Here is a 16,705-nt window from a genome sequence, read left to right on the forward strand (position 1 = left end):
GCGACCGGGTCTCCGCCTAGGAGGTCGGCCACGAGTGTGCGGTAGTGGACAATTGCCTGGCGCAGCTCTTCGGTATCGGCTCGGCCGGCCTCGTGCCGCGTGGCGATCTCGTGCGCTGTCCGGTAGTCGGCCAGCGTTTGGGCGTGTTCGACAGACAGCATCGCCGCCGCCTCATCGAAATCGCCGGTGGGATAGCCGCGGTCGGCGATCAGTCGGGTCACGAGGGCGTCGGCCTCGCCGACAGAGGTTTCGGGGGAATCGATGAAACGAGCCTGCAATGAGGTCCACTGTTGAACATAGTCTTCCCGGGTGTCGTCGGACAACTCCCTCAGTTCCAATTTTGCGTGCCGTGCTTCGCGGTCGCGGAGTTCGTGCTCGGCTTGGCCGAGGTTGTCCATTTCGGACGCGATGCGATCATATTCGGGGCCGAACCGGCGCCGGAGTGCCTGCCGCCGCAGGTGTATCCAGGCGAAGAAGCCCGCGAGGAGGAGTGCGGCGAGGCCGAGGAGGACAAGGATCAGTTCGACGGTCGTCATAGCCTGCTAATGCCCGCGCGGCGCCCAATCCATGCGCGGGACACCGGTCCCATGGCAGAACTACGGCCGTTCGGCCGCACCGGTGAACAGATCAGCGCGCTGACTCTGGGCGCCATGAACTTCGGTGCTCGCGCCAACCCGGATCATGATGACAGCATCCGCATCATCCATCGCGATCGCGTTCGTGCTCAACCATCCGGCCGTCCCCCTCGGCGATCATGGGCCCGCGCACGATGGAGCACCTCGAGTCCCAGCTGGGAGCGGATAAGGTGAGACTCAGCACGGACGTGCTGGACCGCGTCGACGAGATCGTCCCACCGGGCACGAACCTCAACCCGTTCGACGCGGGTCGGCGTCCGCGCGAGCTGTACGAGCCGGCCCTGCGCCGCCGGTCCCCCATAAAAGAAGCGGAGACACGTGATCGATCCCGATGTTTCCAAGTCCTGGCTTCGTCGCGCGCTGCCGGTGGTGCTGGCGCACAGGTGGCTGCTGCTGACCTCGCTCGCGCTCTCCCTGATCGGCCTGCTGGTGCAGGTGCAGATCCCCGATCTGGTACGCATCGGGATCGATGATGCCCTGGTCGCCCGCACAGCGAGCCTGGCCAAATACGCCTGGCTCGTCGCCGGGTTCGCGCTCGCCCAGGGCGTCATCAACTACCTGGCCCGGCGCTACCTGCTCAAGACCGCCTACGAGGTGGAGTACGACCTGCGCAACATCATGTACTCCCACTTGGTCCGGATGCCGTTCGGCTTCTACGATCGCGTCCAGACCGGCGAGCTCATGTCACGCTCCAGTTCGGACATCCGGGCCGTGCAGATGTATCTGACCTTCGGCCCGTCCATCATCGTGCAGTGCACGATCGCCGGGTTCGCGTTCGCGCTCATGCTTTCGATCAACGTGCCGCTCGCTCTCGTCGCGATGGCGGCCATGCCCGCCGTCGGGATCCTCGGCTGGTATGCGCGCAAGGCCATCTTCCCGGTCTCGTGGCTCATCCAGAGCCGGCTCGCCCGCGTGGCCACCGTCGTCGACGAGAGCGTCAACGGCGTGCGGATCGTCAAGGCGTTCGCGGCAGAGCAGCGCCAGCTGGAAACGCTCGCTCACGAGGCCGACCGGGTGCGCTGGGCCTACAGCCGGGAGGCGTGGGTGCGCTCCTGGTGGTCGCCAACCTTGGAAAACCTTCCCCGCCTTGGGCTCGCGCTGGTGCTCCTGCTCGGCGGACTGATGGCGATCGACGGGCGGGCCTCAATCGGTACCATAGTGGCCTTTAATTCTTATGTCTTGATGCTCCAGCCGCCCTTCCGGCTGCTCGGCATGCTCATCATGCTCGGGCAGCGGGCCAAGGCGTCGGCGCAGCGGATCTACGAGGTGCTCGACACGAAGTCCGACATCGTCGACGGCGCCATGACAAAAAAGCTGAACGGCGACATCGAGTTCGACGACGTGGAGTTCGTCTATCCACTCGGGACGGCCGCGCTCAAGGGGGCGAGCTTCACCGTGCCGCGCGGGCAGACGGTGGCCCTCGTCGGGCGCACGGCGTCGGGCAAGTCGACGATCGCGCGGCTGCTGCCCCGCTTCTACGACGTGACGGGCGGCGCGATCCGCGTCGATGGGCACGACGTGCGCTCCTATCGGCTGGCCGGCCTGCGCGAGCAGATCGGCGTCGTACCGGACGAGCCGTTCCTGTTCTCGATATCCATCCGCGACAATATCGCCTACGGTCGGCCCTCCGCCGAGCTCGAGGACATCAGGCGGGCCGCCGAGGCAGCTGGCGCGCACGAGTTCATCGAGGGGCTGCCCGACGGCTACGACACCGTCGTGGGCGAGCGCGGCTACACCCTGTCGGGTGGGCAGCGGCAGCGCCTCGCGATTGCCCGCGCGCTGCTGGTCAACCCGCCCATCCTGATCCTCGACGACGCCACGAGCGCCGTGGACGTGGCCGTCGAGCAGCGCATCCACGACGCCCTCAAGACCCTCCTGAGTGGACGGACGACCCTCATCGTAGCGCACCGGCTGTCCACGATCGCGCTCGCCGAACGGGTGCTACTCGTCGAAGACGGCCGCATCGTCGCCGACGGCACGCACGAAGACCTGCTCACCACCGAGCCCCGCTACGCCGCGGTCCTGGCCGAAATGGAGCCGGCGTCATGACCGAGGGCTTGCCCGAGGGCATCACGAGATCGGGATTCGCTCATGCCGAAGCGAGGCGAAGCCGAGTGAAACCGGAGCTTGCGGAGGTTTCGGCATGAGCATGTTTGGCGGAGGCTTCGGCAATATCGGCATGCAGGGCGCCGGTCCACGCGGCGGGCGCGGCCCGCATGTTGTCAAGGCGAATGAAGGATTGCCCTTCGCCGGTATCCCGCCAGAGCTCGCCGAAAGCGTCGAGCGCCTCGAACGGCTGGAGCCCGACCACGGCGACCCGCGCGTCACCTTCACGCACACCGCCGGCGAGACCCGGCGGATCGTGCGCTGGTGGTCGCCCGCCCTCGTGGTGCTCGTCATCGCCGAGACGCTGCTCCTGCAGTCAGGCCCGCTCCTGGTACAGGTCGGCATCGACCACGGGATCGCGCCCGGCGACCGGGCCGTCCTGCTCACCGCCGCGCTCGCGTTCGTCGCAAGCGTGTTCGCGGGCTGGCTCGTGTCGTCGGCGCGGATCCGGCAGAGCGGCCGGTTCGCCGCGCGCAGCATGCGTGACCTGCGCGTACGCGTCTTCGCTCAGCTGCAACGCCTGTCCATGGACTATTACACCGACGAGAAGGCGGGCGTGATCCTGACCCGCATGACGTCCGACATCGAGGCGCTGCAACAGCTTTTGCAGGAGGGTCTGGCCCAGTTCGCGGTGCAGGGCCTCACGATGATCATCGTGGCGGCGGTCCTGTTCAGTTACGACCCGTCGCTCGCGACGATCACGCTGCTGCTCGTGCTGCCGCCGCTGCTGGCGATCTCGCTGTGGTTCCGCAAACAGTCCGATGTGGGTTACGTGCGGCAGCGCGACACCATCGCCGCGATGTTCGGCGACCTTTCCGAGAGCCTTCAGGGGGTACGGGTCGTCACCGCGCATAACCGGCAGGAGCGCAACATCGCCAACCATCGCGGGTTCACCGGGCGGTACCGCGACGCCTCAGACTTCACCGGGCACATCGCGGCGATCTACGGACCTGGCACCTCGGTCATCGGCATGGCGGCGATGGGTGCGCTGCTGTTCATCGGCGGGCGGCGGGTGCTCGACGGCGACCTGTCGCTGGGCGTGCTCACCGCATTTGTCTTGTATCTCAACGCTTTCTTCGCCCCCGTGCAGCAGCTCGTCCAGCTCTACACCAATTATCAGCAGGGCCGGGCCGCCGTGGTCAAGCTGCGCGACCTGCTCTCACGGCGGCCCACGGTCCGGGAAGCGCCCGACGCCGCCGAGCTTCCACCCGTCATCGGGGCCGTTCGGTTTGTGGGCGTCTCGTTCGGGTACCGCGCCGGCCGTCCGGTGCTCAAGGACGTTGACCTGACCGTCGCGCCGGGCGAGTCCATCGCGCTGGTCGGGCCCACCGGCGCGGGCAAGTCGACCCTCGCCAAACTCGTGATCCGGCTGCATGACCCCGACACCGGACACATCCTGATCGACGGGCACGACCTGCGCGACGTGACACTGGGCAGCCTGCGCCGGCAGATCGGCGTGGTGCCGCAGGAGCCGTTCATGTTCGTCGGCACGCTGCGCGACAACATCGCGTTCGCCCGGCCCGACGCGACCGACGACGAGATCTGGGCGGCCGTCGACGCCGTGGGCCTGCGCGAGCTCGTCGAGCGCACGCCGCTCGGGCTCGACGCGCCCCTGCACGAACGAGGCCAGTCGGTGTCGAGTGGGCAGCGGCAGCTGCTCGCGCTGGCGCGCGCGTTTCTGGCCCAGCCGCGCGTCGTCGTGCTCGACGAGGCCACGTCCAACCTCGACCTTCAGTCGGAGTTGCAGGTCGAGCGCGCCCTGGACCGGCTGCTCGAAGGGCGCACGGCCCTGCTTATCGCGCACCGGCTGTCGACCGCGATGCGCGCCGATCGCATCGTGGTGGTCGACGGGGGCGGGATAGCCGAGTCCGGCTCGCACGCCGAACTCGTTGCCGCGCAAGGGCGATACGCCACGATGTTCGAAACCTGGTCCCGCCGGGGGTAGACAAGGCCGCCGTTCGCGCCCGCGACCGTCTCGCCCCGACGGCCGCCGGGTGGCCGTGGTCCGCGACGACAGCTCGGACCCGCCCTCGGTGGGTCCCGGCTGGCACGACGAGGCCCACGTGGTGCGGGCAGGCAGTTACGTGAGACCTTCTACGGCTGCGGTGAAACGGGACGCGGCCGTCGCGACAGCCGCGCGCAGCTCGGGCCCGCCGTGCACGCGGAAGGCGAAGGGCAACCGCGCCAACCATTCTTGGGCGTACATCGTGGGGTTGCTCGTGGTGCCGATCAGCACGCACCCGTTTCCCGACTTTTCGAGGCGTCCCATGGGCGGCCGGATCCACGGGGTCACCTCGGCCAGGGGAGCCTCGAACTCGACGTGCGTAGCGTACGGCCATCCGGCGCCGAGGTTTTCCTCCAGCGCGGCGACCGGGTCGAGGTCGTCCGGTGGCGCGAACTCATACGCGGTCTGCTCGACCGCGCGCACCCGGTCGACCCGGTAGGTGCGGATCGCGTTCGCGCGGTGCGAGTGGCACAGCAGATACCAACGGCCGTAACGGACCACGACCGCCCACGGATCGACCTCCGCCTGCCACTCGTTGCCCGAATCGCTGCAATACGTGATCAGCACCCTGCGCCGCACCGCGCTCGCGGCCACCAGTGCGCTGGTGACGGCGGGATCCGGGCGGGCCGAATGCCGGTCGAGCGCGGCCGACGCGTGCGCGCGCAGCGCAGCCGCCTGCCGCCCGATGCCGGCGGGCAGCGCCTGGATCACCTTGGTGAGCGCCGCACCGATGACGTCGTCGGTGCTGATCGCCTCGGGCTGGCCGTCGAGCACCGCCATGACCAGACCGAGCGCCTCGGCCTCGGTGAACACGACCGGGGGCAGCCGCGCCCCGCGCCCGAGCCGGTATCCGCCGTGGGGACCACGGGCCGACTCCACGGGGATGCCGGCCTCCCGCAGGATCTCGACGTACCGCCGCGCGGCCCGCTCGGTGACGCCGAGCCTCCTGCCGAGTTCGTCGGCGGTCATGCCAGGACGGGCGTGCAGGATTTCGAGGGCGCGCAGCGCCCGCGCGGTGGGGCTGAGATCCGTCGGCACTCTCAGAAGGCTACGTGCCCGCCGGACGAACCGTGCGTGGACAGGATCCGGCTTACCTGCCCGCATGGGGAATTTCGAACCGATCATCCTGTCAAACCGCTTCGGCGCAGGCCCTGAGCTGCGATGCGTAACGGTTTCACATCTGCGCGCGATTTCCCTTCTGACGAAGGGAGACATCTCCATGCGCAGACTCACCCCTATTGCGCTCAGCGTGTTGCTCGCGGGGGCCGTCGCGGCGGTCGCCGCACCGGCGGGAGCCACGGCGGCGCCGATTTCCACGACACTGTCGAACCAGTTGGCCGGCTTGACCGGTACCCTCCCGGTGTTCGTCCATGGCAGGGATATCACGGCGGCCAGAAACGCGGTGGCCGGCAGCGGCCTCACCTTGATTACGACCTGGGACAGGATCGGTGTCGCGGTGGCGCGCGGCACGGCCGGGCAAATCGCGGCGGTCCGGTCCCGGCCCGGAGTGACCTATGTGGAGGGTGACCAGGCGCTGCGGCTCTACCAGTCGACCTCCAACGTGGCCACGAACGGCGCGCGCGCCCGAGCCGATCTGGGCCTGGACGGTCGCAGCGTGTCGGCGGCGGTCATCGACACCGGCGTGGACGGCACCCACCCGTACTTCCGCAACGCGGACGGGTCGAGCGCCGTGAAGCTGAACCTGAAGAACATCTGCGGGCCGCTCACCGACGTCGGGCTCACGCTGCCGGTCCCGAACGACTCGTGCTTCCTCGACCTGACGGCGGTCAACGACACCGACACGCTGTCGGCGGGCGGGCACGGCACCCACGTGGCCGGGATCGTCGCCGGGCGCGATGTGCAACTGTCCGACGGCACGCGGTTGCACGGCGCCGCGCCGGGCGCGACCGTCATCAGCCTGTCGGTCGGCGCGGGGCTGTCCATCTTCGGCGCGGACAGCGCGCTGAACTGGGTGCTGGAGCACCACCGCAACCCGTGCGCGGGCTGCCCGCCGATCAAGGTGAGCAACAACTCGTACGGCCCGGCGGGCGGCGGCCCGTTCGACCCCAACTCCGCGACCGTCAAGCTGCAGCGGGCGCTCGCTGCCGAGGGCGTGCTCACGGTGTGGGCGGCGGGCAACGACGGCCCGGACAACAGCGCGACCAACCCGCCCGGTCAGGACCCGACGCCGGGTGTCATCATGGTCGCGTCGTACGACGACCAGGGCACGGGCACGCGCAACGGTCTGGTTTCGGACTTCTCCAGCCGCGGCGCGGCGGGAAATCAGTCCACATATCCGGATATTTCCGCCCCCGGCTCGGACATAACCTCGGCATGCAGGCTGTACCTTGTGGTGTGCTCGACCGGACTCGACCCGCGCAACGGGCCGGGCCCGCTCGACATCGGCACGTTCAACACCATCAGCGGCACGTCGATGGCCACCCCGCACGTGGTGGGCATCATCGCGCAGCTGTTCCAGGACAGTCCAAACGCGACACCCGCGCAGATCGAGCACGCCATCAAGTCGACGGCGTACAAGTTCGCCAACGGCGCGGCATATGAGCCCGTGGGCCCCTACACGACCTCGGTCGACAAGGGCACGGGCCTCATCGACGCCTACGCAGCCGCCCTGGCCCTGCCGTAGGTAAGCGTTCCGTGGGGAGCGGCCAGGCACCGCCGCCTCCCCACGGAACGCGGTGTTTCCCACCCGCCGGCCGGTATCTTCTATTGCATGATCGTGGTTGAGCTGGCCTTCACCCCGGACGACAGGCGTTTGGCCGCGCGGCCCGCGCACCGCGAACGGCTCGCGGCCCTGCACAAGCAGGGTCGGCTGCTCGCTGCCGGCCCGCTGGCCGACGACTCGGGCGCGCTGCTGGTCTTCACGACCGACGAGGAGACGCTGACCCGCATCATGGCCGAAGACCCGTACTACACCACCCCGGGCGTGACCGTCGTTTCGCAACGGTCGTGGAACCCGGTGGTCGGGCCATGACCGGCGGCGAGCTCGCGCGCGCCTGGGACGACGCGGCCGACGGCTACGAGCGGTACTTCGTGCCGCGCTTCGCGCCGTGGGTGGACGCGGCGGTGGGCGTGCTGACGCGCGCGCGGCTGCCGGAAGGGCCGATCCTGGTACCGTGCTGCGGCACGTTCCCCGAGCTGCCCGCGCTCGTCGGCGCCTATCCGGAGCGCGAAATCGTGGGCATCGACCTGTCCCCCGGCATGATCGCGCTGGCCCGCGAACGGGCCGCGCAGTGGCCCAACGTGCGAGCCGTCGTCGGCGACGCGGCAACACTCGACCCCCGATGGCACGGCGCGTGCGCGGGCGTGGTGTCCGTGTTCGGCCTCCAGCAGCTACCCGATCCCGCTGCGGCGCTTGACAATTGGGTGGGCGCGCTGCGGCCGGGCGGCCTGCTGTCGGTCATGTTCTGGCCGCCCGAGGTCGAGCAGGACGGGCCGTTCGCGTTGATGAGGAGGGTGCTCAACCGCCATCGCCCGCCCGGCGACGATTCGTGGGCGGACCGACTCGGCGACACCGAGCCGGTCTCGTTTCCCATGAGCCACGCCGACGCGGCCGCGGTCTGGCGGGCCATGGCTGAGAGCGGGCCGGCGCGGGCGTTCGCCAACGCGCGAGGCGAGGAGTTCATGCGCGCGGTCGAGCGGGAGTTCCTCGAACTCGCGCCGATCGGCCCGTGGCATCATCGCCCCACCGCGAGCCTCAAAGTGGTGCGGAAACCCCCGGCGATGAACGGGGTGATGAACGGGCCGGCGTAGCTTGGCCTCGTCAGCAGAAAGTCCACGAATTCCCATGCCGCAGTTCATGGGTGGCCAGTCAGATCGGGGGGTCTGGGGGGCCTGGCCACCCAACATCGCCGCGCGCAGATCGGGGCATCCGCGCACAATGTGCGGGTGTTCGGAATCCTCGGTCAACTCGCGGTCACGGTCAATGGCGAACTTGTTTCCGTCACGGGGTTGAAGAAGCAGCGCATGCTCTCCTGTCTGTTGTTGAGTCCCAACGCCGTCGTCTCGACCGACTCGGTGATCGAGGCGATCTGGGAGGACAACCCTCCCGACACCGCCGTGCGGCAGGTGCGCAACACCGCATCCGGGTTGCGCCAGCTCATCGGGGGCAGGCTGGAGACCGCGGGGACCGGCTACCGCCTGCGCGTCGAGCCCGACGAACTGGACGCGCTCCGGTTCGACCGGCTCGTCGCGGAGGCGGACGCCGCGTCCGACCGTGCCGAGCAGGTGAGCCTGCTGCGCCGGGCGCTCGCGCTGTGGCGCGGGCCTGCCCTGGAGGGGATAGACAGCCGGTCGATCCGGGCTGGTGCGAGGTACTGGGACAACAAGTATCTGGCCTGCTTGGAGAGATGTCTTGAGGCCGAGCTCGAGCTGGGCCGCCATGCCGAGATGGCGGCGGAGCTCACCACCCTGGTCGACCGGTTCCCCTTCCGCGAAGGGTTCTGGTATCAGCTGATGCTCGCGCTGTACCGCAGCGGCCAGCCCGACGCCGCGCTCGCCGCCTATCAGGACGCGCGCCGCCGGCTCGACGAGGAGCTGGGCATCGCCCCCGGCCCTCGCCTCGACGATCTGCAGCAGCAGATCCTGCGGCGCGATCGCAAGCTCGACCTGTCCGAGCAGGCGCCCGTGCCCATGCAGCTGCCCCCGCCCGCCGGCTACTTCACCGACCGGCGCGCCGAGGTCGCGCAGCTGCACGAGAGTCTCGGCCAGGTCGACGAGTCGCAGATCGCCCTGATCGCGGGGCAGGGCGGCATCGGCAAAACCGCCCTGGCCGTCCACATCGCACACCAGGTGAAGGACCGCTTCCCGGACGGGCAGATCTTCCTGGATCTGCGAGGGCACGATCCGCAGCGCGCGTTGACCGCCAGCGACGCGCTGCTGCACGTGCTGCGCAGCCTGAGCGTCACGGGCTCGGCGCTGCCGTCCGATCTGGACGGTCAGATCAACATGTACCGCAGTCTGACGACCGGCAAGCGCCTGCTGATCATCGGCGACAACGCGCACTCGGTCGAGCAGATCCTGCCTCTGGTCCCGTCGGACGTGTCCAGTTTCCTCATTCTCACCAGCCGCCACCGGTTGGGCCCGCTCACGCTCAGACACGCGGTCTGCCGGGTGACGCTCGACGTGCTCGACCGGGAGGACTCCCTCGACCTGATGCGCCGGGTCGTCGGCCCACGCCTGGACGCCGAGCCGGAGGCCGCGCGCGAGCTGGTGACCCACTGCGGGGGTCTGCCGCTGGCGGTGCGGCTGATCGCGGCGCGCCTGTCCAGCCGGACCCGCCTGCCACTGGCCACCATCGCCGAACAACTACGCGAGCAGGACACACGGATCGATATGGTTTCCCAGGATTCAGGGTCTTTCGGGCTGCGCAGCGTCTTCGACGCCAGCTATCACGCCCTCAGCGAGCCCGCGGCGCGGGCGTTCCGCCTCTTGGGGCTGCACCCGGGCCCGTCCTTCTGCATCCACCTGGCGGCGAGCCTGACCGGGACGAGCCCCGCGCACAGCGGCGAGATCCTCGACGAGATCGCCGAGGCGCATCTGCTCAACGAGGTGGCCGCGGGGCGGTACGCGTTTCACGATCTGGTGCGCATCTACGCGGCCGACCGGGCCAGGCCGATGTCCGATTTGGACAGTGCGCTGCACCGGCTCCGCCAGTGGTACCTGGGCCTGGCGGCACTGGCCAACCAGACCCTGACCCCGCAGCGCACCCGGGTGCAGGCCGCACCGCTGGACTTCGACCCGCCCGGCGGGCTGCTGGCGTTCCTGGACACCGAGCAACCCAACTTCGTCCCGTTCGTCCAGCATGCCGAGGCGCAGGGCGACGTGACGGCCGCGTGGCACTTCGGCTATCTGATGAATTCCTATTTCCTGTACCGGGGACACGCCGCGGAATCGATTCCAGTGCACCAGGTGGCGCTGCGCGCGGCACACGAGACGAGCAATCCGGTCGCGATCAGCGTGGCCAGCAAGAACCTCGGTGTCGCGTACCGCCGGGCACGCAACCCGCAGGCGGCCATCGGCCACTTCACCGTCGCGCTGGAGGCCGAGCAGCGGGTCGGCGACCAGCGGGCGGTCGGCTTCACGCTCAGCCAGCTGGGCATCGCCTACACCGATCTGGGGCGCTACATCGAGGCGCTGGCCACCTATCGCACGGCCATCGACGTGCTCACCCGGGCGGGTGACCGGCGCGGCCTCGGTGTCGCCTACAACAACCTGGGCGAGCTGCACCTCATCCTCGGCCACGACGCCGACGGTGACAAGTGCGTGCGCGAGGCGCTCGCCATCGCCCGCGAGCTCGGCGACCAGCGCGACGAGGCGATCGCCTTGACAGCGCTTGGCAACGTTCATATCAGGCGGTCCGAATACGACACAGCGATCACGACACTGCACACGGCATTGGAGCTACAACGCGCGATCGGGGAAAACTTCACCCAGGCCGAGACGCTCTGCGGCCTCGGAGCCGCATATCTCGGGCGGGGCGACACCGACGCGGGCCTGCGCCGGCTACGCGAGGCGGCGAGTCTGGCCAGGCGAACGGGCGACGAGCGGTGGCTCGCACATGCCCAGCAACTGATTGACGCAACACACGCGGATCCAAGGAGCGTTCATGACTATCCCTCAGCCTAACCTGGATACGAAAAACCAGCTGGACTTCGTCGTGCAGGTGCCACCGCCCAACGACAACACCGACGGCAGGGACTGCATCTGCGGCCACGCGAAGGCCGATCACGAGCCCTTGAGGCAGCCCGACAGCGGCGATGCCACGTGGCAGTGCCTGTACTGCGCCTGCACGCAGGCCTACCCGGCCAAGCCCGTGCCGTCGCACCCCTAGCGCGAAGACCGCACCATTTCCCAGGGGCGGACCGTCCGGGCGAGGTCCGCCCCTGGAATGTGCGCGGCGAGTTATACGGTCAGGCAGCTGTCGTGATCTTCCATAGATAGCCGTCCGGGTCGCTGAAGTAGCCGAAGTACCCACCCCACTCGGCGGCGGCAGCCGCCTTGACCACGGCGCCGCCGGCCGCCTCCGCGGCCCGCATGACCTCATCCACCGCATTCCTCGAATCGGTGATGTGGTGGAACGAGACGCCACGGAACCCGGATCCCTCCGCCGAGACACCGGCGTCCTGCGCCGCTGCCTCCCACTCATAAAGCGCCAGCATCGAGGAGCCCTCGCCGAGCCTGCACCTGACAAAACCGGGGAAGTCCTGGTCGACCTCACAACCGAGGCCTTCGACATAGAATCTCTTGGCACGGTCCACGTCCTTGACACCGAGCATGATGACGCTCGCCTTCGGTGGCACGGTTACCTCCTTGTCCTTCGGTGACATGCGGCCTCGTCACGCTATGCCAACCGGTGGACCCAACGCTTCTCGAATCCTGACCGTCCTCGACCGGGCATCATCCGCCTCGTTCAACGGCATCTAGGTGTTGTAGCCCCGGTGAGGTCGATTACCCGCGTCGTGATCCGGGAGTCCAAATAGGTCGGTCGCGTTGCGCCATGCGAGCCGCTGCGCGGTTTCGCCCGTGACACCGGCGCCGAGCACCGCGCCCATTGCGGAGGCGGGGTCGATGAGTGTGGCGTCGGTGCCGAACAGCAGCTGGCGATCGTCCACACCGGACACGATGCCCGCGAACCGGCCCGCGGGCGCGTGCGACCACGATGGTTCGAGATAAAGGCGGTCGCATGAGCGGGCCGCCTCGACCGCGTGGCGCCAGCCGTCGGCCGCCGCGTGGCCCGCGATCGCCCGCAGGCGCGGCAGATCGGCGCATGCCTGCGCGAGGTCCAGGACCGTCGTGCCCCAGGTGTGTACCAGAACAGGGCAATCCAGATCGGCCAGCATGGCGAGCGCGTCATGCGTCTGCGGTGAGGCGATGGGCGAACCGCTGTAGTCGGTGTGCAGTTTGGCGCCGACGAAGCGCGGCGTGGCCAGCAGCTCGCGCAGGTCCCGCTCGGCGTCGGCCAGGCTGCGTGGGTTCACCGACACGTAGCCGTACAGGCGGTCGGTCTGCTCCAGTGCCGCCGCGAGAGCCCGGTTTCCGGCGGGCGCGTCGTAGCAGATCGCCTCCGTGCCCGACACGATGGCCAGATCGATGCCGTATCGGTCCATCACCGCGAGGTTGGCCGACAGGTCGGCGACCTCCATGGTGAAAAACCATGGGCCCCAATGCCCGTGCACGTCGATGATCATGTTGCCAGTCCCAGCAGGCGGCGGGCGTTTCCACCCGCGACGGCGGCGATGTCTTGCGGGACGAGGCCGCTGCGCGCGAGCCGGAGCCGGGGCACCATCGGCTCGGCGTACGGGATGCGGGAGCCGAACACCAGCCGACCCGCACCTGCCTGCGCCGCAACGGTTTCCAGTGCGTCGGGCGAATTGAGCAGGCGGGTCGAGGTGTGAAACCCGGGCTCGTCGCGGGCCACGATGAGGAAGTCGCCCAGATGGTAGAAGTGCGTGTCGAGGAACACGACAACGGCGTCCAGCCCGCTGAACGGGCGCCAGAAGCGGCGCACATCGCCACCGGTGAGCACGGGCAGCCCGAGCGCGGTGGCGCGTTTGGCGATCGCGCGCACGGACGGGAAGTCGGGCTCGATGTGCTGCTCCTCGGGAAACAGGCGCACGGCCCGTACACCATGGGAAACAAGCCGATCCAGCTCGCGCTCCGCACCGATGGGATCGCGCAGATCCACGGCCCCGATCGGCAAGACGTCCGGACCGGCGGCGGCGAGCGCCTCGTCGTTTCCGCTTTGGACATCGAACAGCGCGGCGCGCAGGCTTGCCACGGCAGCCGTTGCCACACCGGCCGCATGCATCGCCGCCTGCATGGAGACGGGCGCACCGTCGCGATCGGGGTAGGCGCCGATGAGCACGTCGATGTCCAGCGTTATGGACAGGTCGGGAGCTTCAAACGGCATCGCGGGCCGCCGCCAGTATGCGCTCACGCTCCACGTCGGGCAGACCAGGGCCGTACGGGTCGTGCGAGTGCGTGTGCGGGATGCGCCCCTCGGCGGCGGCAACCCACAGCATGCGCTGGACATAACCCTCGACCGGCTCGCCGAACGCGACCGCGGCGAACCGGTCGAGCAGCGCCGAGTCGGCGACGAAGCGGGCGTAATCCTTGTCGGCGAAGGCACGCAGCACCCGCGCGGTGACCGGAACGGCGGCCGCGGCAAGCCCGACGAGCGCCGATTGCGCGCCCCACATCAGCGACGGGCCGAACATGCGATCCTCGCCCGTGATGGCGAGGCGATCGGCCGCGTTGGTCGCATCGATGACCGCCTGGCACGCCACTGCGTCGTGGAGCCGGGCCACCTTGAGCCCCGCGACGCCGGGATGCGCAAGCAGCTCGGGCAGGACCGCCTCGGAAAGCGGGCGGGTGTAGAGGTCGAACGCGAGCATCGGCAGGCCCGCCGCTTGCCACAGCGCATCGTGGAATTCGACCACGCCCATTGTGGGCGGGAAGACCAGCAGGCCGTCGGCGCCCAATTCCGCCGCACGCGAAGCCTCCGCGAGCTCGGCCACGCCCACGATGACAGGCACGCCGATGCCGACCGCGATGCGGATGACGCTGTCGCGGATCACGGGCGGCAGGTAGGGTCCGCGGCCGGTGTGCGCCAGCACGGCCAGCGCGTCCACGCCGTCGGCGACCAGGCCGCGTAGATATGCGTCGACGATCCCCTCGTCGAATTCGAGCGGTGTGGCGGCCGCGGCTATGAGCTTCCAGCGCAGGCGGTCGCGGAGGGCTGCCGCTGCGGGGTCCATCATCTAGCCCTCCTCAAAGCAGTGGCGATGGTGTCGACGTGCTCGTCGGTGTACCGCTCGTTCCAGTCGATCACGACGAGGGTATCCCGCACGAGCCGCTCCGCGACCGGGCAGGTACCGGGGCCGTACTCGGGCAGGCGATCGGCCGGGGGCACGGTGAGCGGAAAGCGGGAGGTGCCATAGATGGGTGCGTCGACCAGAGCGGGAGCGCAATGCAACGGCTCTTGAAGGTATCCGGCGCGGGCAGGGATTCCGTCCGCCCGCAAGGACTCGGCGAACTCGCGATTGCCCCCGGCCTCGAGCACGAGCGGGAACAGCCACCAGGCGTGTGAGTCGGGATTGTCGGGGGCCCGCAGTCCGGGCAGTCCCGCGATCGCGTCGAGGAGACGTGTGGCGGTCCGGCGCCGCGCGGCGAGCACGCCGGGCAGCTTGGCCAGCTGGGCTCGCGCCACCGCGCCGGACAGCTCGGTCATGCGATAGTTGAGCCCGAGGCTCAGGTGGCTGCGGCCAACGTCGCGCGGCCAGCCCTTGTCGGCGAACAACCGCATGCGGCGGGCCAGCTCCGGATCGTCGGTGATGGTCAGCCCGCCATCGCCGCACGTGATGTGCTTCCACTGTTGGAGGCTGAAACAACCGATCGATCCTGTGGTACCGGCCAGGCGCCCGTCGGCACAGCGGGTCAGCCATGCCTGAGCACAGTCCTCGATGAGCATGAGCCCGTGCCGGTCGGCCAGCTCGCGCAGCTGTGCCACCGGAGCCGGCGCGCCGAAGAGGTGCACGGCGAGGATGGCCCGGGTGCGCGGCCCGATCGCCTTGGCCACGGCGTCCGGGTCCAGGTTGCCGGTGTGCGGGTCGACGTCGGCGAACACCGGCACCGCGTTCTGCGCGAGAATCGGGGCAACCGTGCCGAAGTCGCTGATCGGGGTCGTGATGATCTCGTCGCCCGGGTCGGGTGCGGCCGCGGCGACGGCCAGGTGCAGCGCCGCCGTGCCCGAGCTCGCGGCCACGGCGTGGGAGACTCCATGCAGCGTGGCCATCTCCGCTTCGAGCGCGCGGACCTCGGTGCCCCACACTGAGCTGAGCATGCCGGAGCGAAGCACGCGGGTGGCGGCGGCGATCTCCTCATCGCCGAGCGTGCGCCCGCCCGAGTCGGCCATGCTAGGAAACATTGCGCACCTCCTGCGGAACCGGGATACCGGACCTGACCGTAATCTGGTACACATTGGCATAAGCGAGGGCTTGCCCGAGCGAATCGATGGGCATGCCCCGCGGAGCGAAGCGGAGGGAGGCCATCGTAAAGGAGGATCGGTGACCATCGAGATCGGAGTGGTCGGCCCGCACGACCTGGTGGACGACGTCGCGGCCGTGTGCGAGGAGCAGCCGGGCGTGACCGCGCGGCGGCTCGACTACGACCACGAGTCGCAGGCGCCCGGTCTCGTCGCCGCGCACGACGCCCACGTGGGCGCGTGGCTGTTCACCGGCATCGTGCCCTACACGCTGGCGCAGGAGGCGATGACCCGCCCGGCGACCTTCGTCGACTACACGGGCGCCACCCTGCTGCAGGGCACCGTGCGGCTGTTGCGCGACGGGCACGACCCGAGCCGGATCTCGGTCGACACGCTGCCCAGCGCCGACGTGACCGCGACGCTCGCCGAGGCGGATGTCCCGGTCGAGCGGATCAGGGTCCTGCCCTACCGCGCGGGCCTGACGTCGGACGACTTCGTGGCGTTCCATCGCAAGTGCGCCCGGGGCGGCAGCGCCGCGGCGGTCACGTGCCTGCGTTCGGTCTATGAAGCCCTGCGTGGGGAAATGCCCGTGCTGCGGCTGGCGCCCTCCACCCATTCGGTACGCATCGCGCTGCGCCAGCTGCTGCTCAGCGCCGACAATCAGGCCCAGGAGGACGCGCAGATCGCGCTCGGCCTGATCGAGGTGTCGGGCGACGACGAGGGCCTGCTGAAGGAGGCCGCCGCGCTGGGCGGGAGCCTGGCCCGGTTCACCGGGGGCACGCACTTGCTGGTGACCACGCGCGGCCCGCTCGGCGACGCGACCGCCGGCTTCACCGCGCTGCCCATGCTGCGGCGGCTGGCCGACCGGCACGAGACGGTGCGCGTGGGGCTGGGCCTCGGGCGCAGCGCGGCCGAGGCGGAAAGCCTTGCCCGGCGGGCGCTTTCGCGGGCACGGCG

15 protein-coding genes are annotated in these 16,705 nt (G+C 69.5%); 8 read left to right on the forward strand and 7 right to left on the reverse strand.

The genetic code is table 11. The features are described 5' to 3' along the window. On the reverse strand, positions 1-536 hold a 536-nt coding region (locus tag DM816_RS30880), incomplete at its 3' end, for a hypothetical protein (RefSeq protein ID WP_117213903.1). Between the two features lie 417 nt (positions 537-953). Between DM816_RS30880 and DM816_RS30890 the strand changes: the two genes are divergently transcribed. After that, entirely contained in the window at positions 954-2,684 is a 1,731-nt protein-coding gene (locus tag DM816_RS30890; RefSeq protein ID WP_211588935.1) for an ABC transporter ATP-binding protein, read from the forward strand. Between the two features lie 94 nt (positions 2,685-2,778). Then, positions 2,779-4,686 carry an ABC transporter ATP-binding protein gene (locus DM816_RS30895; RefSeq protein WP_117213904.1) on the forward strand — a complete coding sequence of 636 codons (1,908 nt, stop codon included), beginning with the start codon at positions 2,779-2,781 and terminating at the stop codon, positions 4,684-4,686. A gap of 135 nt (positions 4,687-4,821) precedes the next feature. Here the strand turns inward: DM816_RS30895 and DM816_RS30900 are convergent, their stop codons facing one another. Then, a complete protein-coding gene (locus DM816_RS30900) occupies positions 4,822-5,784 on the reverse strand; it encodes a helix-turn-helix transcriptional regulator (protein ID WP_117213905.1) in 963 nt (320 codons plus the stop codon). A gap of 181 nt (positions 5,785-5,965) precedes the next feature. On the opposite strand from DM816_RS30900, the gene DM816_RS30905 reads away from it, so the two are divergent. The 5 genes from DM816_RS30905 (at position 5,966) to DM816_RS43070 (ending at position 11,596) form a co-directional block, all read left to right on the forward strand. After that, a complete protein-coding gene (locus DM816_RS30905) occupies positions 5,966-7,390 on the forward strand; it encodes a S8 family serine peptidase (RefSeq protein ID WP_117213914.1) in 1,425 nt (474 codons plus the stop codon). Between the two features lie 87 nt (positions 7,391-7,477). Beyond that, complete coding sequence (locus DM816_RS30910) at positions 7,478-7,738, forward strand: YciI family protein (protein WP_117213906.1); 261 nt, start codon at positions 7,478-7,480, stop codon at positions 7,736-7,738. Beyond that, complete coding sequence (locus DM816_RS30915; RefSeq protein WP_117213907.1) at positions 7,735-8,517, forward strand: class I SAM-dependent methyltransferase; 783 nt, start codon at positions 7,735-7,737, stop codon at positions 8,515-8,517. Before DM816_RS30910 ends, DM816_RS30915 begins: the two co-directional genes overlap by 4 nt. Before the next feature lie 135 nt (positions 8,518-8,652). Continuing rightward, a complete protein-coding gene (locus DM816_RS30920; RefSeq protein ID WP_117213908.1) occupies positions 8,653-11,391 on the forward strand; it encodes an AfsR/SARP family transcriptional regulator in 2,739 nt (912 codons plus the stop codon). After that, the gene (locus DM816_RS43070) at positions 11,372-11,596 is read left to right on the forward strand and encodes a hypothetical protein (protein WP_162908018.1); all 225 of its coding nucleotides are present in this window, start codon (positions 11,372-11,374) and stop codon (positions 11,594-11,596) included. Before DM816_RS30920 ends, DM816_RS43070 begins: the two co-directional genes overlap by 20 nt. A gap of 79 nt (positions 11,597-11,675) precedes the next feature. Here the strand turns inward: DM816_RS43070 and DM816_RS30925 are convergent, their stop codons facing one another. The 5 genes from DM816_RS30925 to DM816_RS30945 form a co-directional block, all read right to left on the reverse strand. Continuing rightward, positions 11,676-12,092, reverse strand: a complete 417-nt coding sequence (locus tag DM816_RS30925; protein WP_246002453.1) for a VOC family protein — start codon at positions 12,090-12,092, stop codon at positions 11,676-11,678. Between the two features lie 93 nt (positions 12,093-12,185). Then, a complete protein-coding gene (locus DM816_RS30930; RefSeq protein ID WP_117213909.1) occupies positions 12,186-12,953 on the reverse strand; it encodes an amidohydrolase family protein in 768 nt (255 codons plus the stop codon). Further along, complete coding sequence (locus DM816_RS30935; protein WP_117213916.1) at positions 12,950-13,675, reverse strand: amidohydrolase family protein; 726 nt, start codon at positions 13,673-13,675, stop codon at positions 12,950-12,952. The genes DM816_RS30930 and DM816_RS30935 overlap by 4 nt, the downstream gene beginning before the upstream one ends. Then, a complete protein-coding gene (locus DM816_RS30940; protein ID WP_211588937.1) occupies positions 13,665-14,525 on the reverse strand; it encodes a dihydrodipicolinate synthase family protein in 861 nt (286 codons plus the stop codon). Before DM816_RS30940 ends, DM816_RS30935 begins: the two co-directional genes overlap by 11 nt. Continuing rightward, positions 14,522-15,691, reverse strand: a complete 1,170-nt coding sequence (locus DM816_RS30945) for a DegT/DnrJ/EryC1/StrS family aminotransferase (RefSeq protein ID WP_117213911.1) — start codon at positions 15,689-15,691, stop codon at positions 14,522-14,524. The genes DM816_RS30940 and DM816_RS30945 overlap by 4 nt, the downstream gene beginning before the upstream one ends. Positions 15,692-15,830: 139 nt before the next feature. On the opposite strand from DM816_RS30945, the gene DM816_RS30950 reads away from it, so the two are divergent. Then, positions 15,831-16,705, forward strand: an 875-nt coding sequence (locus DM816_RS30950; RefSeq protein WP_117213912.1) for a hypothetical protein, incomplete at its 3' end; no start/stop codon positions are given.

This window comes from Allorhizocola rhizosphaerae (assembly GCF_003426775.1).
Taxonomy (GTDB): domain Bacteria; phylum Actinomycetota; class Actinomycetes; order Mycobacteriales; family Micromonosporaceae; genus Allorhizocola; species Allorhizocola rhizosphaerae.